The sequence below is a fragment of the Helicobacter sp. MIT 03-1616 genome, assembly GCF_000765685.2.
GTDB classification, from domain to species: domain Bacteria; phylum Campylobacterota; class Campylobacteria; order Campylobacterales; family Helicobacteraceae; genus Helicobacter_C; species Helicobacter_C typhlonius.
In genome coordinates, this window is the sequence record NZ_JROY02000002.1 from 156,642 (window position 1) to 176,449 (window position 19,808).

At 39.7% G+C, this 19,808-nt stretch carries 14 protein-coding genes; 4 read left to right on the plus strand and 10 right to left on the minus strand.

Going from position 1 to position 19,808, the window contains the following annotated elements; all coding sequences use genetic code 11:
- Window positions 1–37: 37 nt before the first annotated feature.
- Window positions 38–1,378, minus strand: coding sequence for an SLC13 family permease (locus LS67_RS02055; RefSeq protein ID WP_064504581.1), 1,341 nt, complete (start codon window positions 1,376–1,378; stop codon window positions 38–40).
- 471 nt (window positions 1,379–1,849) lie between these two features.
- Between LS67_RS02055 and LS67_RS02060 the strand changes: the two genes are divergently transcribed.
- Together LS67_RS02060 and LS67_RS02065 are read left to right on the plus strand one after the other, a co-directional pair.
- Window positions 1,850–3,778, plus strand: coding sequence for a heavy metal translocating P-type ATPase (locus tag LS67_RS02060; RefSeq protein ID WP_052099917.1), 1,929 nt, complete (start codon window positions 1,850–1,852; stop codon window positions 3,776–3,778).
- Window positions 3,775–4,122, plus strand: coding sequence for a hypothetical protein (locus tag LS67_RS02065; protein ID WP_138109545.1), 348 nt, complete (start codon window positions 3,775–3,777; stop codon window positions 4,120–4,122). The genes LS67_RS02060 and LS67_RS02065 overlap by 4 nt, the downstream gene beginning before the upstream one ends.
- Here LS67_RS02065 and LS67_RS02070 read toward each other — a convergent pair.
- The 9 genes from LS67_RS02070 to flhA form a co-directional block, all read right to left on the minus strand.
- Window positions 4,059–5,807 (minus strand): ATP-binding protein, encoded by a 1,749-nt coding sequence (locus LS67_RS02070; protein ID WP_034328363.1) that lies wholly within the window; start codon window positions 5,805–5,807, stop codon window positions 4,059–4,061. The genes LS67_RS02065 and LS67_RS02070 overlap by 64 nt on opposite strands.
- Window positions 5,791–7,533, minus strand: a complete 1,743-nt coding sequence (locus LS67_RS02075) for an ABC transporter ATP-binding protein/permease (RefSeq protein WP_138109547.1) — start codon at window positions 7,531–7,533, stop codon at window positions 5,791–5,793. Before LS67_RS02075 ends, LS67_RS02070 begins: the two co-directional genes overlap by 17 nt.
- Window positions 7,534–7,752: 219 nt before the next feature.
- Entirely contained in the window at window positions 7,753–9,552 is a 1,800-nt protein-coding gene (locus tag LS67_RS02080; protein ID WP_034328341.1) for an extracellular solute-binding protein, read from the minus strand.
- Window positions 9,553–9,561: 9 nt separating this feature from the next.
- A complete protein-coding gene (locus LS67_RS02085) occupies window positions 9,562–10,977 on the minus strand; it encodes a sodium-dependent transporter (protein ID WP_034328339.1) in 1,416 nt (471 codons plus the stop codon).
- Entirely contained in the window at window positions 10,977–12,161 is a 1,185-nt protein-coding gene (locus LS67_RS02090) for a cation:proton antiporter (RefSeq protein WP_034328337.1), read from the minus strand. The genes LS67_RS02085 and LS67_RS02090 overlap by 1 nt, the downstream gene beginning before the upstream one ends.
- Complete coding sequence (purN, locus tag LS67_RS02095; protein WP_138109549.1) at window positions 12,158–12,895, minus strand: phosphoribosylglycinamide formyltransferase; 738 nt, start codon at window positions 12,893–12,895, stop codon at window positions 12,158–12,160. The genes LS67_RS02090 and purN overlap by 4 nt, the downstream gene beginning before the upstream one ends.
- 14 nt (window positions 12,896–12,909) lie before the next feature.
- Window positions 12,910–13,176, minus strand: coding sequence for a hypothetical protein (locus LS67_RS02100; RefSeq protein WP_034326720.1), 267 nt, complete (start codon window positions 13,174–13,176; stop codon window positions 12,910–12,912).
- Complete coding sequence (locus LS67_RS02105; protein ID WP_034326718.1) at window positions 13,176–14,297, minus strand: DHH family phosphoesterase; 1,122 nt, start codon at window positions 14,295–14,297, stop codon at window positions 13,176–13,178. The genes LS67_RS02100 and LS67_RS02105 overlap by 1 nt, the downstream gene beginning before the upstream one ends.
- Before the next feature lie 9 nt (window positions 14,298–14,306).
- Window positions 14,307–16,514: a flagellar biosynthesis protein FlhA gene (flhA, locus tag LS67_RS02110; RefSeq protein WP_034343892.1), complete on the minus strand. Its 2,208-nt coding sequence runs from the start codon at window positions 16,512–16,514 to the stop codon at window positions 14,307–14,309.
- Between the two features lie 233 nt (window positions 16,515–16,747).
- On the opposite strand from flhA, the gene leuS reads away from it, so the two are divergent.
- Window positions 16,748–19,240 (plus strand): leucine--tRNA ligase, encoded by a 2,493-nt coding sequence (leuS, locus tag LS67_RS02115; protein WP_034326717.1) that lies wholly within the window; start codon window positions 16,748–16,750, stop codon window positions 19,238–19,240.
- Entirely contained in the window at window positions 19,240–19,779 is a 540-nt protein-coding gene (gene lptE, locus LS67_RS02120) for an LPS assembly lipoprotein LptE (RefSeq protein WP_034326715.1), read from the plus strand. The genes leuS and lptE overlap by 1 nt, the downstream gene beginning before the upstream one ends.
- Window positions 19,780–19,808 lie beyond the last annotated feature (29 nt).

Genomic DNA, 19,808 nt, shown 5'->3' on the forward strand with positions numbered 1-19,808 from the left:
AACTCCGCGATTTTTGGCATATTTATCTTAAGAATTACTATCCTAAAAACCAACGCCAATACACAAATGCAAAGAGTGTTACAAGCACGATACCAACCACGCTAAGTAAAAAGCCAAAGCGCACCATATCCCAAGCTTTTATATTGCCTTTGGCAAAGACAATGGCATTTGGCGGCGTGGATATGGGAATCATAAATGAAAAACTCGCACATATTGTAATTGCAAGCATTGTAATCGTGGGTTCGCTGCCTTTGAGGAAAGACTGCGTGGCTGTGTAGATGATAGGCAATAAAATCGCAATAAGCGCGGTTGTGCTTAAAAATCCTGTGGCGATAATCGCGCATACACACGCGATAAATAAGAATACAATGAAAGGTAGATTCTCAAATTGTCTAAAGTAGTCTTCAAATATACCGCCTAGTTCGGATTGTGAAAAAGCAGTAGCGATACAGAATCCTGCCCCAAACAAAAAAATCAACTCATAGGGGATAGATTTAGAATCGTCCCAATCTAAAAAGCCGATTTTTGGCACAAACATCAAAAGCCCAAAGGCGAGTAAAATTATATTTTCATTTAGCCCTAGCCCATTGTAAAAGGGTTTAATAGGGGAATTAATAAAGAGTAAAAGTAAAAGCGCGACTATACAAAAGAGCAGTCTTTTATGTGCCGCAGTAGTTTGTACATCACTAAAAGCATTCACTTCGAGCTGATATTCGCCGCTTTTGTATGAAAGGATATAAATCATTGCATAGAGCATAAGGCAAGTAAGTGGTGCCATCATAAAAATCCAAGTTGTAAAACTAATGCCATCAAAGCCTAGTTTTTCTAAGAAACCTAGAAAAATAAGATTAGGCGGTGAGCCAATGGGTGTGGTAATCCCGCTAATGCTCGCGCCAAAGGCGACTGCGAGTAAAAAGCGCATTTTGAGGGCATATTCTTGCGTGATAGAAAGCGCGATGGGTAAGAGTAAAATAGCAGTGGTGGAGTTTGAAAGTGCAGTCCCAAGCACGCAGGCAGCAAGTCCAAGCGCGGAGATGATGCCTTTTGGTGTGTTGGGGAAAAGGCTTAAGAATCTTTTTGCAATAACTTTGTGTAAGCCGATTTTTTCTGTCGCTGTGGCGAGCATAAAGCCACCTAAGAATAGATAGATGATAGGGTTTGCATAGTTTGCGGTCGCGCTTTGCGTATCTAAAATGCCAAAACTAGGGAAAAGGATAATAGGCAAGAGCGATACTACGCCTAAAGGCAGGGCTTTGTTTGTCCAAAGAGTAACGAGTAGGGCGATAATGCCAAGGAGGGCTGAAACCTTAAAAGAAGCTTGGAGATACAAATGCGATAAAATAGCTGCAAGTATCCCAAAGAGAAGTGCCACAAACATACCGATAATGATTTTTACCCCTTGCCTTTTTGTCGTGTGTGTAAATCTCGTGTAGATTCTGTGCGCCTTTGCCCTCCTTTTTATACGCGCATAATGCCTTGTTGCCTTGCGCGTGTTTGCGGGTGTATTTGTGCTTATGGGTGCGGACAGAGGGCTAGTAGAATCTTTCATTTGCGTAGATTGAGAATCTTTTATTTTTTCAATGTGTTGTTTGGGAGATTTTTTTGCCACATTTTTTTGTTTTTGCGTATCCGTGTTGGATTCTATGTGTGGCTTTGTGGCAGATTTTCGTGGCACAGGATTCCTTTAAGTGCAAAGCTTTGAGAGATTATAGCATAAGCGTATAATATTTGTGAATCTTGCACAAAAGTACGAGCAAATTTTTAAAATAATGAAATAATACATATACCCCCTATAAGTATTTACTTTTTGTATGCTATAATCTTAAAAATTTTCACTAAAAGGTTATGAATGGAAAAAAATGTAGAGATTCACTCACATAGCCAAGCAGATTTGAATCCTCTTGGTTGTGTGAGTTGTGAGAGTGAAGAAGTAGAAAAACCTTACTTTGTCATTTTTTTAATCGCACTTTATGGGCTGTGTATGGTCGCTCTATATAGTTCATTTTTTGATTTTGTCCCTTTTATTAATGAGATTATAATCATTGTCCTTGCGTTGATTTATCTAAGTGCGGGTAAGCCTATGTTTAGCACATTTTGGCATAACTGCAAAAACAAGGTTTTCTTTGATGAGCACACTCTAATGTTCTTTGCCACAATCGCCGCGTGGTGCATCGGTGAAGTGAGCGAGGCGGTGGCTGTCCTACTCTTTTTCCGCGTGGGAGAGTATTTAGAATCTCTTGCTGTGCAAAGGTCTCAAAACTCCATTAGCGCGCTGGTGCAGGTAATCCCCGATATTGCACATAAAAAAGAGAATGATACTTTAATTGACTTGCATCCGGAGGCGTTGCAAGTAGGCGATGTGGCACTCATCAAGGTGGGCGAGAAAATTCCCACCGATAGCGTAATCCTCAAGGGTAAAAGTTACATTGATATGCGCTCAATTAATGGCGAGAGTGTGCCTGTGAGCGTGAAAGAGGGAGATTCTATTATGGCTGGGGGTATAAACACGAGTGCGTTGCTCGAAGTGAGTGTGGAGAAGCCCTTTGCAAACTCGCATATTGCAAAAATAGCCAAGCTCACGCAGGAGGCGACTAAAAACAAGGCAAAAACGCAAAAGATTATTACTTCCTTTGCAAGTGTTTATACACCTATTATTTTTGCGATATCTATATGCGTTGGGATTATCCCGCCGCTTTTTAATGGCGAGTGGCACGAGTGGATTTATCGCGCACTCGTGGTGATGATGGTAAGTTGTCCTTGCGCACTCGTTTTGGCTGTGCCTCTAGGATACTTTGTAGGGCTTGGTCGCGCAAGTAGGGAGGGTGTGTTGTGTAAGGGGGCGATTTACCTCGAGACACTTTGCAAGGTAAAAAATATCGTTTTTGATAAAACAGGCACACTTACAAAAGGGAGTTTTGAAATTTTACATATCTCGCCAAGCAAGGATTATACAGAATCTTTGCTTTTAGAACTTGCCGCAATTGCGGAGCAAAATTCAAATCACCCTATCGCAACTTGTATCAAAAATCATATACATATACAAACTCATATTGAATCTTATGAGGAAATCAGTGGCAAAGGCGTGGTGGTAGTGTGCGACAGGGGGGAGATTCTTGTCGGTAATGCTATATTATTGCAAGAAAGGCACATTGGGTTTGAGACGCAGCAAAGCGCAAATACGATTGTCTATGTCGCGCATAATGGCGTGTATGCGGGGTATATTCTCATTGGCGATACGCTTAAAGAGAATGTCAAGGAGGATTTGCAAAGTCTCAAAAAATATGGCATAGAGCATTTTGCGATTTTAAGTGGCGATAATCAGCACAGCGTGGATTGTGTGGCAAAAGAGCTAGGCATAGGCTATGCGTATGGGCATTTGCTCCCCGCACAAAAGGAGCAAATGCTCCTTAATCTTATGGCGCAGTGGGAGGGCAAAACTGCCTTTGTGGGCGATGGCATTAATGATTCTATCGTGCTTAGTCGTAGCGATGTGGGGATAAGTATCAACACCGGCGAGAATGGCAATGATATTAGTAAAGAGAGTGCTGATATTATCTTGCAACATCACTCGCTACGGGGCATTGTATCGGCTTTGCGCATTGCCTTTCATACACGCAAACTCACTTGGCAAAATATTATTTTTGCGCTTGGAAGTAAGCTTGTGCTGATTATTCTAGGCATAATGGGTATTGCAAATATGTGGCTTGCGGTGTTTGGCGATGTGGGAATAGCACTCCTTGCGCTGCTTAATGCTATGCGCCCACCAAAAACACGATGAATGATTTTTCAAGTTTAGCAAATAAAGATTTTAAAGAAGATTCTGTGCGGGAGTTTATCCTCGCTCCGCGCTTATTAATGAGCGATTTGATTATGACCCAGCTTCTAAACTCTACCATAATATGCGATGAGGCAAGTATCCTAAATTATGGGATTCCATTAGAGAAAAGGGCGAGATATATCGTTGCCCCCCTATCCTTACAAGAAAAAGAAAATAGAATATTTGTAACAGGGATTTTAGGGCTTCCTAAAGGATTTTTATCTTATAGATTCTTAGAATCTTACCGCCCAAAACCCATACTCTTAGTGCCATCAAAATTTCCGCTTAGCTCGGCTTTGATTTGAGTGATAAAATCCTCTTGAGCAAAGATGGGTTGCACTTTTGTGGCGACTTTGTAGGCAGTATTTTTTACTATGAGTGCGATTTGCCCCCCGCTTAAGTCATACTCACTTAGAATATAAGCAAACTCCTCCCGCGTAGATGAGCCAAAAGGCGCGTTTTTGGGGAGATGCTTAAGCCATAGCTCCTCTCTTTGAATCTTGTTTGGTCGCTTAAAAGGAATTTTGTATTCAAAACGTCTTGAAAATGCGCCATCGACATTTTCAAGTAAGTTTGTCGTGGCAATTAAGATTCCATCAAATCGCTCAATTTGCTCTAAAAAAATATTTTGCATTTGGTTGTGCATTTTGTCTGCGCTGTGTGCGACACTTCCGCGTGTGCTAAGGAATTGGTCGGCTTCATCAAGGAGTAAAATAGGCTCATTTTTAATTTTTTTACAAATTTCTTGGTAACTATCAAAGATTTTGCGCACATTTTTTTCGGATTCCCCTACATACATCGATAGAATCTTGGAGCAGTCAAAGCTTAGAATCTGCTTCTTTAGGCTCTTGGCAAGGGCTAGGGCTGTGATTGTTTTGCCTGTGCCGGGTGCACCATAAAGTAGAATCTTCGCGCTAATGCCCTTTTTCTTATCCCTTATCCCCCAAAGCTTAAGTAAATGCGATACTTCGCTGTTTGCCTGCGCAAGGAGATTTTCAACTATTTCTTTTGCATTCTTATCAAGCACAATATCTTTTAAATCATATTTTGGCTCTAAGAGTTCGAAAATCTCCTGTTCCTTGATGAGCGAGGGGAGATTGAGCTTTACGCGCTTTTTCTTTTTATTTGGGTGGATAATGCCCTGCAAGATGTCCTCTGGGATAAAGAAATGGCGCGATATGCCACCAAATGGGCTAAGCAACTCATCATAATCGATTAAGCCTTTTTGCACGAGCGTGGCATTTTCATCAAGCAGAGAGCGATTTTTAATTTTATCATACTCATCAAGGCTTACAAGCTCCAAAAGTGTGTTCATATCGCGCAGACTCTCATCACCGCCCGAATACTCTTCCTTAAGCAGGGCAAAAAAAATGATTTGTTCTTTCTTGTCTAAATGATAATCCTTGATGAGTTTAAGGATACCTATATCCTTGTGTGTGAGTTTTAAACGCGCTTCTATACTCTCCTCCAAAAGTTTTAAGCGATGATTTGCCCGAGAAAGTGAAGGTGTGTGAATCTTTTGTGAAAATTTCAACGCGCTGATTTTATAAAGTAAATCAATATGCGTAAAACGATCTTTGAGATATTCTAAATGGTCTTCGTAGGCTGTGATTTCAGGCAAATCGGCATTGGGCGAGCCATCTTCGAGGAGCTTTAAAAATGTGTGCGAGAGGCATATGCTTTCATTGTAGAGTTCAAGCAGGGTAATATCCGCGGACTTAGTTTGCAAAAATGTGCTTTGATTAACCCAGCCAAGCTCAATGAGATTGCGAATATGGGGTAAGTATTCCAGATAATATTCTTTTGGTGCTTTGTTTTTATGAAAAATTTTAACCAAAAGGCTATGCACGATAAAGTCATTTTCTCCTGCCATAAGCGAATGTGCCATAAATTGCAAAATTTTCCCCTCATTTTCATCACATTTGAGAAAACTAAAAATTTCATTGTTTTGTAAATTTTTGCTTTGAATAAAATCAAGATAATGCTTCATTTGTATCCTTATACTTATTCATTATTGCCCCCCCCCTGCTTGCTTTTAAAGCAATCTTACGCTCACATTTTTCTATCGTGCTAAGGCGGTGGGCGATGATAAGGAGTGTTTTATTATTCGCGACATCATAAATTTCCTCCATAATATCGGATTCTGTTTGGTTATCAAGTGCGGAGGTGGCTTCATCAAGCACAAGAATCTCTGGGTCATCATAAATTGCTCTAGCAATACCTATTCTTTGTTTTTGTCCGCCACTTAACAAAATACCCCCTTCACCCACGCGAGTATCTATGCCATTATGCTGCTCTAAAAAGTCCAGAATCTGCGCCTTTTTACAGGCGATTTTTACCTTTTCTCTATCCATTTGGCTACCAAAGGCGACATTTTCCGCCACGCTACCATCAAAGAGATAAATGCTTTGTGGAATATAGCCAATTTTTTTACGCCAAGAGCGGAGATTGTGATTGTTAATAGGCACATTATCCACAAGTAATTGTCCTTTTTGAGGCTTATAAATACCGATGATAATATCCACCAAAGTGCTTTTCCCTGCTCCACTCTCTCCTATGAAAGCGACTTTTTCACCTTTTTGGATAGTAAGTGAGAAATTTTTTAAAATTGGCTTTTCTTCCATATATGCAAAATCTATATTTTTAAGTGTAATAGAATCTTTAAATTCACAAGGCTCATTGTCTTCGTATTCGGTATGATAGATGAGATTTTCATATACATTTTTTACACTTGAGCTAAAATAACTCATTGTATTAAGATTGCTGACAATGCGTGTAATGGCGGGGAGGATTCTATAAAGAGCTAGGGCATACATTGAGATAATAGGTATCACAGCACTTGCATCTTCGTATTTAAAAAGAATATAAGCCACACAGGCGATAAGCACACTAAATCCAATGGTTTCAAGAACAAGACGCGGTAAGGGAAAGAGTGATTGAGTAGTGATTTCTGCTTGTGTGCGCTCACGCGAGAGGAGTTCAAAAGTTTCAAGCACCTCTTTTTGATTACCTTTAAGCTTGATAAACTTAAAATTGCCAAAGGTTCTAGTAAGGCTTTCATTGAGTTTGCTATCTGCTTCCACACGAATTTCACCCTTATGCTTTATCCTTTTTGTGAGGACTTTAAGGATAAACAGCACTTGCACACCAAGCAAAAAGGTAAGCACTAAAGTCATTTTCCAACTTACAACAAGGAGCAGGGCATACATAAGGATAATGGTAAAAAACTCCGCACTTGTTTGCAAAAGATTTTGTAAGTAATTTGAAACATTAAATGCTTCCCTTATAATGCTTTGACGAATCTTGTCTGTGTTTTTAGCTGTAAAATCAAGATAATTTAATTCTACACTTTTACAAAATAATCGATAGGCAAAAAAATGATATTTCCCATAAGAAAAACGCACCAATGCGTAGCTATAAAAGGCATTATAAAATGCGCGAAAAAAATAGAATGCAATAAGTGCAAAGCTAAATACATACATAAATTGCATTGTGCTAGTGAGGTTGAGTTTTTCATAAATCCAAGCCGAGCTCCAATGTGAAAAAATCATTTGTGGATTACTCGCAAAAGTGATAAAAGGCATAATGATACTAATGCCTATGGTTTCAATGAGGGAGAGCACGATATTGGCGAGAAATAATGCAAACAAAATAACTTTGTCGCGTCTAGTGGTAAGAGAGCGCAATATCATTACATTACTAGGAGATTCTTTCATTTGTTTCCTTTTTTTCAAATCTTCTTAAAATTCTTTATTTTTTCAATTTACGCGCTAAAGCAAACGCACCTTATAATGAGATTACATAATCGTCTATATCTTGAATTGGCACATTATAGCATAGCCTCCTTTTTGTGAGCTTATTTAGTATTTTAGGTTTTAAGATTTTAGATTTATAATAAAACAATCCGCGCTTTTACGCACTTGCCTTTAGCATTTTTACTCGGTATTTATCCACCATAAATATGGGTCAATGCCATAAGGTGGGGTAATGGTTGGCATCTCAATTTTGCGCCAATATGCCACACGAAAAGCAGGCAGATTAAAATGTGGGATAGTATAGAATCCCCACAGCAAGATTCTATCCATTGCTCTGCCAATAGCTATGCGCTCTTTTTCATTCGTAGCATTTAATAATCTTTGAATTAAATCATCTACCACAGCATCTTTTACGCCTGCAAAATTTTTACTCCCACTTGTATCTGCCACTGCAGAGCTCCAATAGTAATTTTGCTCATTGCCCGGAAAAAGGCTTTGCCCTAAAAGCTCAATGACCATATCATATTTGAAATGCCGCACACGATTAATATATTGCGAATCATCTACTTTTTTAATCGTAGCAGTAATACCAAGCTTTTGGAGATTTTTTACAAAAGGCAAGCAAATACGCTCAAAAGCTTCATACGATATAAGAATTTCAAAAGTAAAAGGTTTGCCTTGCGGCGTATAAAGTGTGCCATTTTTAATATAAAATCCCGCACTTTTAAGTAAATCTCTTGCATATTTGAGATTCTCTCTTAAATTTTCCCCACGCACTTTTGCTCCATCTGTGCGGGGGATAATATAGCTTTGGGTAAAGATTCTAGGATTAAGCTTAGAGTTATATTCTTCCAAAATCTCTTTTTCCCTGTCTGTGGGAATGCCAGAGGAAGCAAAAGGGGAGTTATTAAAAATATGTTTCGTGCGTTCATATTGATTAAAAAATAAATTTTTATTACTCCATTCAAAATCAAACGCATAAAGCAAAGCTTCCCGCACTCTTATATCGGCAAAAAGAGGATTTCTCGTATTGAAAAAAAAGCCTTGAAATGTGCTTGGAAGCTGATGTTTAAAGCTCTGTAAAATGATTTTTCCCTCTTTTTTTGCCTTGCCCTCATAGTCGTTTGCCCACACTTTTGCTGAAGATTCTATGCGATAGTCGTATTCTCCAGCAAGGAAGGCATTTTGCGCCACAGAAGGGTCTTTATAATATTCTATAATGACTTCATCAAAGTTATATGCCCCCTTTTGTGTAGGGTGATTTTGCGCCCAATAGTGAGGGTTGCGTTCATAAGTGATACTGCGCCCTATATCAAATTTTTTCACTCTATATGCGCCGCTTCCTATGGGGATTTGAAGTGGATTCTCACCAAAAGTATTTTTGCCCTCTTTAAGATAAATATGAGCAGGTAAAATAGGGAGTTGCCCTAAGATTAAAGGTAGCTCTTTGTTAGAATCATTTTTAAAATAAAATGCCACTTCGCTCTCACTTAGCACTTTGACGATTTTGACATCAGCATAGTAGCGTTTAAACTCTATCTTGCCCTTTTGCATTAGCGTCTCAAAGCTAAATGCGACATCTTTTGCGCTCACCTTTACACCATCACTAAATTTTGCCTTTGGGTTGATATGAAAGATAATGTAATCTCTCCCCCTTGTCATAGAATCTGCAATTAGCCCATATTCGCTAAAAGGCTCATCTAGGCTTTGAATGGTAAGTGTGTTATACACAAGTGTGCTAAGCTCCGCAGCCGCATTGCCCTTTTGCACAAAGGGATTGAGGCTATCAAAAGTGCCAAGCGCAAAGCCTTTGAGTGTGCCATCTTTTGGGGCATTGGGATTAGCATAATCAAAATGTGTGAAGTTTTGAGGATATTTTGGCGTGCCATAAATGCTAAGAGCGTGGGTTTTTGTGGTGTGTAAAGTATTTGCGTTTATCCCTACACACAAAATAAATAGAAGTATAAAAGAGATTTTCATTGGCAGGAATTATAGAATCTTTAAATAAACTAGGAAATTTTTAAGCGTTTCAGGAAATACACCAGCAATAAAAATCAGCACAATCACGAAGGGCAAGATATATTTAACATACGCATACCATATATTTACAAGGTGCGGATTAAGTGTGCCATTGTTGCTTAACTCTTTTTTTGCTTCATCTTTTAAAATCCAACCCACAAAAAGTAATGTGCCAAGAGAAGTGAGCACAAAGAGAATATTACCGCTGATAAAATCAAAGCTATCAAAGATATTTTTGCCATTCCAAGTGATATGCTCCCAAGCTCCATAAGAGAGGATACAAGGGAGATTCCCACATATGAAAATAAAGCCAAGTGTGATATTAATTGCATTGGTGCGTGAGATATTACACTTTTCATATAAGGCGGTAATAATCACTTCATAAATGGGCAAAGAAGTAGTAAGTGCTGCAGTAATTAAAAGCAGGAAAAAGATAAGGGCGAGGACATTACCAAAATAAATATGTGAAAACACAATAGGGAGGGTTTGAAATACAAGGCTTGGTCCTTGATTTGGTTCTAATCCAAAACTAAAGAGTGAGGGAAAAATCATAAATCCAGCTAAGAGTGCGATAAGTGTATTAAGCACACCGGTGGCAACAGCGGTTTTAATCATATTTTCATTTTTTTGTAGATAGGAGCTAAGTGTAATCATCACGCCAAAACCTAAGGAAAGTGCAAAAAACACTTGCCCTAGCACATCAATGAAAAGCTTAGCTGTGATTTTGCTAAAATCGGGCAAAAGATAGAATCTCACGCCCTCCATTGCACCCGGAAGCGTAAGATTGCGGATAACGATAATAAATAAACAGATAAAAAGCAAGGGCATAAGATATTTCATACTGCGCTCAATGCCATCAATGATGCCTTTTTTGAGAATTACCCAATTTATAGCGACAAATACACTTGTCCAAATGCCAATCATTAGCGGATTATGCTCTATTTTGGCATTATAAAAGCTTTGGGCAAGTTCTTTATCAATGGGCGAGGAGAGATTAAGCTCGCCACTTAGGATACTTGTGATATAAGTAATCACCCAGCCGCCTAGCACCATATAATATGCCATAATCCCAAATGCTCCTGCAATGCCACAATAGCCAATGATTTTATAGATATGCGGAATGCTTTTGCCTTCTATCTCTCCACTAAAAGCATCAACTGCATTTTTATGTGCGCGTCTGCCAATGACATTTTCTACCCAAATCACGGGGATTCCTACTAAAATCATTGCAAGAATAAAAACAAGCACATACGCACCACCACCATTTTCTCCTACAAGATATGGGAATCTCCAAGTTGCTCCAAAGCCAATAGTCGCTCCTGCAACGGTTAAAACATAAGTGAGACTAGAGCTCCAAGTTTGGCGAGTAGGGGCAGGATTTTGCATTATTTCTCCTTTTGGGGTGTTTTCCAAAATACATATACAATTTTAATAAGCACACTAAAAATAATACCCTCTAAAATCGCACCAAGCACAAATGACGTATAAAGCGTGTCATTGAGTTCCCCAATACTTTTACCTAAAGTAGCAGTGGCGATAAGAAAGGTAAGTGGCATAGAATCGCTTAGCGCAAAAAGGAGTGTAAATTTTGCACTTTTAAAATATTTACCAAAGACAATACTTGCACTAATGAGGCGCAATGTAAGCATACCGATGATAAGGTATAGGGCATAAGTGAGAATCTCCGTGTCGCTAAAGAGGGCATCAAGATTGAGCGTAGAGCCGATATGCACGAAGAAAAATGGCACGAGAAAGCCAAAGCCAAAATGGTGTAGATTCTGTGGCAATTCTGCCTTGTGTTTAAAAAACGTGCTAAGAATTGTCCCGGCTAAAAATGCCCCAAGCACCGCCTTTATATCAAGTATCATCATAAGCAACACAAAGCCAAAGAGGAGCAAAAAGACAAAGCGCAAATCTTGCGAGTTACTATCATCTTTTGGCAAAAATAAAAAGCGCACCTGCGGTATCCACCAAAAAAGCACCTTTGCCATTCTAAATCCTAAAATTACAAATACCAAAAAGAGCACGAGAATAAGGAGTTTATACCCGAGATTGCTCCCTACACCGTGCCTTAATGCCCCATCGACAATCACGAGCGCAGTGATACTGACAAGTTCCCCTAAAATGCCAATTTTGAGTGCTAAATCAAGCCAAGGTTGTTCTTTACCATAGTCTTTTATGAGTGCCACAATCATTCCTAGACTCATCACAGGTAGAGCGGCAATATAGATATAAGAAAGTCCTGCGCTCAATACGACAATGCAAGCAATGCCGTAGAGAATGCAAAAATATGCGAATGTACGGAGCAAAAATGGCGCACCGAGATTTGTAAAGGATTTGATATCTACCTCCAAGCCGCATAAAAACATCAAAAATAAAAAGCCTACTTCTGCAATGATATTAATCTCCTCAATATCGTGAATAAAGCCAAAAAAGTGTCCTGCTAACGCACCCAAAATCATCTCCACTACAACAATAGGAATACGCGTAAGGGAGCTAATGGGCGAGGCAAAAAGAATAAGCAGAGCAAAAATGCTAAATGTGCTTAGTATTTCTATGGTGCCACTCATTGTGAAACTTTGTGTGTGGAAGTTTTGCTTTGTGCGGGAGAAAAACTTGTGGATTCTGTGATGTGAGAATCTGTGAGTTTGGATTCTGTTCTTATGGAATCTGTTGCCCTAAAATCTTGAGAATCCGCCTCGTTTAATCCTAAGGCGTGTAAAATCGCGCGGGGGTAAAGGCTGTATTCGCATTCGTGGATTCTTGCCTCAAAAGTTTCTAGGTTGTCGTTTGGGAGCTTTACAACTTTTTCTTGCAGGATAACCTCTCCGCCATCAAGCTCCTCATTGACCCAATGCACACTCACGCCGCCATAACTACTAGAGGAGTAAAAGCTATCTTTTATGGCGTGCGCACCTTTGTATTCAGGCAAAAAAGAGGGATGTATATTAATAATCTTAAATTTTTGCGTGAAAGCAGGGGTAAGAATCCTCATAAATCCAGCCAAAAAGATATATTCAATTTTATGAGTATGTAAAATATTTATCATTGCTTTATCAAAATCTTCACGCGTTGCAAAATGTTTATGAGGGAGAATCTCGCAAGGAACGCCAAGATTTTTTGTGCGCGTGATACCATATGCAGAAGGGTTGTTACACAAAGTGAGTGTTATTTCAATCTCATATTCTTGTGCGGTATCTTTTTGCCTAGATTTGAATCTTTTATGGTGCAAAGATTCAATTAAATGCTGCATATTGCTGCCATTGCCGCTAAAGAGGATTGCACACGAAAGAGTTGTAGCCATTAGTTTAGAGCCATTTATGAATGAAAAAATTGTGGATAATCATTCTTAAGGGATTTGATAATCTCTATCATCTCATCGCGTCCATAGGCAGCATCTTCTGGCAAAAGCTCATAGAACTTATCCATTTGTGAAGAATATAATTCAATAAGCTTTTCTATGTGAGGTTTTTTTGCTCCGGCAAAATACAGCGCGACACCGAGCATATCAATCACTTCCATTGCCATTTCCTCAAGGCTCATTTCAAGTGCTAATTCGTCATCGACTTTTTCATCAATACTCATTAGTGTTCCTCCTTATTTAAGATATATTCTACTTGCGTTTTAATATCTGCATAGGCAAAGCTTTCTTTAAATCCGTCTATCTTGCCACCAGAGGCGTTTTTATGTCCTCCACCATTAAAGCACTCTTTGCTGATAAGACTCACATCGCAATTTCCATTTGCGCGTAATGAGACATTCCCACGCGGATTTACATCGATATAGAAATCATACTCGGGATTGAAGCGCAAAAAGAGATTTGCTAAAACGCTAATGCCTCCCATAGAGTAACTTAAAAAGCCTTTTTTATCCTCATAATGAATACTACAAAGCTCTTTTTTGCTGCTAAGGAGTTCTACCTGTGCGTGAGAGATGATATTATCCATTGTTTGCTTTTGCGGGTCTCCCCCCAAAATACGCTTTTTAATGCAAAAGAGTGCGTTATCAAAATCCACCTCGCCATTTGGGGATTCTAAAAATTCTTTCATAGATTCAATAATGGCAAATTTATAATCCCTATGCTCTTTGTCAAACATAAATCGATTAAGCTCAAAACTCCCACTAATCGCGCCCATAGCAACTTTGCCAAAGTCAAATTTATAGCCATCTTCAAGCCAAATATCCACGGAGTTAATCATATTAGTGAGATTTGAAATCCATTCTAAGCGATTAGAATCAAGGATTGGGTAAAGTTCTCTTAGGGTATCAAAAGTAATTTTAGAGGCACAGCGCGTATCATCAAGGTGATACCATTGATATTTATCGGCACATTCTTGTCCGCTGATATGATGATCAAGCAGTAAAACTTCTATATCAAATCCTGTGATTTTAAGCTCTCCTATGTGTTGATAGAGGTGTTTTGCCTCGCTTAGAGTAAGATTCAAATCAGTGATTAAAATGAGATATTTTTGATTTGAATCCACCTTTTGTGGATTCTTAGCAACCTTGCCAAATTTTGCACTCAAAAGCGCGTAGGCGTTATCGGTGTGAGAATGTGCTATGCTATCGAGTATGCTATTTATACGCACGAGCACTTCTTTGCCATAGTTTGCATTGTAAAAAGTGATGTCTGTGAAAAATTCTTTAGCGATGAATTGGCAGCCATAGCCGTCCAAATCTGTGTGTGAGAGATGAAAAACTTTCATTATTTATCCTTAAAATTGTATGTCAATCGTGCCGAGCACTTCAAACTTAACATTCGGGTCGATTTCTGCATTGCCAAGTATAGTATTTTTGATATTAAAAGATTCTAGTAGTTTTACCAAAGGTTTGCGGATTCTATAATCCACAAATAAAATTGGCATAATATTTTTTTGCTGTAAGAGTGCGAGATTCTCTTCTTCTACGGCTTGGACGAGTTTTTGCACATCATTTGAATGCAAAAGGAAAGTTTTGCCATTTGGCTGCTCTTTTAGCCTGTCGATGAGGTATTGCTCGGTAGCAAGAGACATCGTAAAGATTTTGAGGCTATCATCTTGCCCCTTGAAAATATCAGTGATTGTGCGCGAAAGTCTTGCGCGGACTTGCTCTACGATACTTTCGGTATCATTTTGCAAAACCGGATAAGTATCAATAATACTTTCTAAAATCGTAGGCAAATCTTTGATAGGAATGCGCTCGTGGAGCAAATCACGCAACACATACAAAATCGTGCTCATTGGAATCTTGGAGGCTTCGCTCACGACTACCGGGAAGTTTTGTGCGTGTTTATCAAGGAGCATTTTTACTTCATCACGCGTGATGAAGTCCTCCGCATAGGTTTTGACGAGCTCGGTCAAATGTGTGGTGATAATCGTAGAAGGATCAATGATGTTATAGCCTTGAATAATCGCGTCTTCCTTGTCTTTTGGGTCTATCCATAGTGCGTCCATATTAAAGGCTGGTTCTTTGGTGGGGATACCCTCAATGGGCTGTCCTACCATACCTGTATCCATTGCTAAAAATTTATCTGGCATTACCGAACCACCACCGATTTTTACGCCTTTAAGCAAAATAACATAGTCGTTTGGTTGCAGATTCAAATTGTCTTTAATGCGGATTTGTGGCACTAAGAATCCATAATCTGAAGCGATATTTTTACGCATAGCACGGATTCTCTCTAACAAGTCGCCATTTTGCTTCACATCAGCAAGGCGGATAAGCCCATAGCCCAAATAAATCTCCAAAGTTTCTACTTTCAAAGCCTCATTGATGATATTTTCCTCTTCTTTTTTAATCTCCTCATCTGTTTTTTGCACTCTTTGGGCTTTATGCTGGGATATATCAATCTCGCGTTCCTTGTTCGCTTCTTGGCTAGTTGCAGCGCTTGTATCTTTTTTGTTTATCCATTTTTCTATGGTGGCAAATATACTGCTTAAATCCTCTCGGCTTGTGAGCCACGCTACAACGAGGAAAAATCCTCCTACAAAACCAAGTGAAATTGGCAATCCGGGCACGAGCGCAAAGAGGATTAATATAAATCCCACAATTACTAGAATCTTTGCGCTGTTTGCAATTTGCGTGATAATATCTCCGGCAAAATTTGTCTGTGAGCTTTTTGCGGCACGTGTGGTGATGATACCTGTGGCTGTAGCAACTATGAGTGCTGGAATCTGCCCCACAAGCCCATCGCCAATAGTAAGAATAGTAAAAGTCTCCGCACTCTGTTTGGCTGACATTCCGTGTTCAAACACACCGATAAGGAATCCGCCAATGATATTTACGATTGTAATGATGATAGAGGCAATCGCATCACCCTTGACAAACTTACTCGCTCCGTCCATTGTGCCATAAAAGTCTGCCTCTTGTGAGAGGGCATCGCGTCTTCTTTGCGCCTCCTCTTGCCCGATAAGTCCGGCATTTAAATCTGCATCAATCGCCATTTGCTTACCGGGCATTGCATCAAGTGTAAATCTCGCTCGCACCTCTGTTACGCGTGTAGAACCATTTGTAATAACGATGAGATTCACAATCACAAGTATGGTAAAGACAATGATACCAATGACATAATTGCCCCCCACGACAAAATGCCCAAATGCAGCCACAATACTACTCACCGCCTCCACACCATTATGCCCCTCGCTTAGAATCATACGCGTGGTGGCGACATTGAGGGCGAGGCGATAGAGTGTAACGATAAGCAAAATTGTAGGAAAAGCAGAAAATTCTGTGGCTTTATCTACATAGAGTGTGATAAAAATAATAAGTAAAGAGAGTGCAATAGAGATACTTAATAAAAAATCAAGCACTTGACTAGGTAGCGGCACGACAATAATACTCACAATAAGCATAATAAAGATGACAACAATCATCTCCTTGCTTTGTGAGAAATTTTTTAGAAATGGTAGAGTCTTATTGAGAATCTTTGTCGTATCAAAAGTCAAATCTACTTACCTTTATGTTTGTGATATAGAATCTAGTATAAACCTGCAATTGTAGCAAGAATTGTTAAATTGTATAAAGCCCTTGACAAAGCACAGATATAGAATTCTTAATAATTTTTAAGTTTTAGCAAAAAGTGTGTAGGTAAGATTACTTAGATAAGAAGCCCTTGCTGATTTAAGCTTTTTATTTATAATGCCTTTTTTATTCTACATTTAAAGAAAGCGAGTGAGATATGGCAAGTGAATACAATCCCAAAGAGATAGAATCCAAGTGGCAACACTATTGGCAGGAACACAAGAGCTTTGAGCCTAAAGAGATAGATTCTATAAATTCTAAGAAAAAATACATCCTAAGTATGTTTCCCTACCCAAGTGGGGCGATTCATATGGGGCACGTGCGAAACTATTGCATAGGCGATGCGCTCGCTAGGCATTATCGACAAAGCGGATACAATGTGCTTCACCCTATGGGTTGGGACGCCTTTGGTATGCCTGCTGAAAATGCTGCGATAAAGCATAAAAGCCACCCCAAAACTTGGACTTATAGCAATATTGACACAATGAGGGCGGAGCTTGCCACACTCGGGCTTAGTTTTTCGCAAGAGAGGGAATTTGCCACGAGCGATACACTCTATACGCGCTTTGAGCAGGAATTTTTTATCAAAATGTGGGAAAAGGGACTGATTTATCGTAAAGAAGCTTATCTTAATTACTGCCCTAATGATAAAACAATCCTAGCAAACGAGCAAGTTATAGAGGGCAAATGCTGGCGTTGTGATACACCCGTGGTGCAAAAGCAGATGTTTCAATACTATATTAAAATTACGGATTATGCTGACGAGTTGCTTTCGTGTTTAGATGATTTAGAGGGGCACTGGTCGTCGCAGGTGCTGACTATGCAGAGAAATTGGATAGGCAAATCAAAGGGCTTGAGCTTTAGCTTTGAATTGAGCGAAGATTCAATAAAAAAAGTGGGTGGCGAGATAACAAGGCTTGAGGTTTTTACCACTCGCGCGGATACGATTTTTGGCGTTACTTATTGTGCCTTGGCTCCAGAACATAGCATTATTGAGGCACTTATCGCCCAAAACGCGCTTGATTGCAAACTGATAGAATCTATTAATGCCATTAAAAACACAAATGCGCGAGATAGGGCGCAAAGGGAAAAAATAGGCTTTGATTTGGGTGTGCGCGTGATTCACCCGCTGACAAATGAGGAAATACCCGTGTGGGTGGCAAATTTCGTGCTTATGGAATATGGGAGCGGGGCGATTATGAGTGTGCCTATGCACGATGAGCGGGATTTTGCTTTTGCCAGAGCTTATAATCTCCCGCTTAAATGCGTGCTTGCAAAGGATAAAGATTCTGAATCTATACAGGATTTTTCAGGAGCAGATTCGGTAGTAGATATTGAGGAGGGCTATCTCATTAATAGCGGTGCGTTTAATGGACTAAGCAGTGCGGAAGCAAAGGAACGCATCATTGCGCTTTTTGAGAAAGAGGGTAAGGGCAAGGGTGTGATTATGTATCGTTTGCGCGATTGGGGCGTCTCTAGGCAGCGATATTGGGGTGCGCCTATTCCTATGGTACATTGTGAAACTTGTGGCATTGTGCCTGAAAAGATTGAGAATTTGCCTATTACCTTGCCTTTTGATGTAACTATTGATGGTGAGGGGAATCCCTTAGATAAGCACCCCACTTGGAAGCATTGTGCTTGTCCAAAATGTGGCGCAAAGGCTCTAAGAGAGAGTGATACAATGGATACTTTCGTGCAGTCGAGCTGGTATTTTCTGCGCTACACGACACCCCCTACAATGTGGGTGCAAAAGCCCTTTGATAAGGAGCATTTAGCCTATTGGCTTAATGTCGATGAGTATGTGGGTGGTATAGAACACGCAATTTTGCACTTGCTGTATGCGCGCTTTTTTACCAAAGTGTTGCGTGATTTGGGCTATGTGGAGATTGATGAGCCTTTTGCAAATCTCCTCACACAGGGTATGGTGCTGAAAAACGGCGCGAAAATGTCAAAATCTAAGGGAAATGTCGTCAATCCAAATGAGATTATCGCGCGCTTTGGCGCAGATAGCGCAAGACTTTTTGTGCTTTTTGCCGCTCCACCTATGCGGGAGCTTGAGTGGAATGATAGTGCGTTAGAGGGGGCGTATAGATTCTTAAAGCGACTATGGGATAGGTCGGAAAATATAGAATCTTGTGAGGTTTTGCCTCGTATTGCTCACGCAAACCTTACCAAAAACGAGCAATATGCGCGCCAAAAGGTGTATGAGGCATTACAAAAAAGCGTAGATATTTTTAGCAAAAAGCAGGTTGGTTATCCTTTTAATACCCTTATTGCCGCAGCTATGGAGGCTTTTAATGCCTTGAGTGAGCAGGAAAATGCACAGGTATGGAGCGAGGGTTATTTTATCTTGCTGCATATTCTAGAGCCTATCGTGCCTCATATCTGCTGGGAGTTGAGCCAAAAATATTTTAACCTCACAAACTTTGCACCCATTAGTGTTGATGAGGCGGCGTTGCATAAAGATGAGGTAGTGTATGCGGTAACGATTAATGGCAAAAAACGCGCAGAAATCGAGCTTCCTTTGGGATTAGATAAAGATGAAATCATCGCTAAGGCAAAGCAAAGTGTTGAAAAATGGCTTGTTGATGTGGAGATTGTGAAAGAAATAGTCGTGCCAAATAAGCTTGTGAATCTTGTGGTGAAATGATGAAAGACTATTTTTTTTCTTGCGTGAGATATGTAGTATTTTGCACTTTTGCGTGGCTTTTTGTGGGCTGTGGATATCAGCCTGTGAGCCATTATGCACAGAGTATTTTTAATGATGGTGTGTATGTGGATATTATTGTTAATTCCTCTATACCTGAATCGGGCGCAAATATCAAAGATAGGGTGAATAATGCGGTAATTAAGCGATTTGGTAGTCGGTTAAAGAGTAAGAGGGAGGCGCAGAGCTTTCTCACAATCAATGTGAAAAGCATTACACAAACGCCTGTGGCTTACAATCAACAGGGTTTTGTGAGCTACTATCGCACAAATATTGTGCTTGATATTCATTTTGAAAATGCACAAGGTAAGAGTTTTGATGTGAGCAATACAGGTTATTATGATTATAGTGCAGATTTTACCTCTACAATCATATTTGACCAATATCGTTTAGAATCTGTGGCGAATGCGGCGCATATGGCATTAGATAAATTTATCTCGCAAGTGGCGTATTATGGGGAATTTTATGATGAGAAAAAATAAGATTCTATACGACACAAAACGCGGTATCT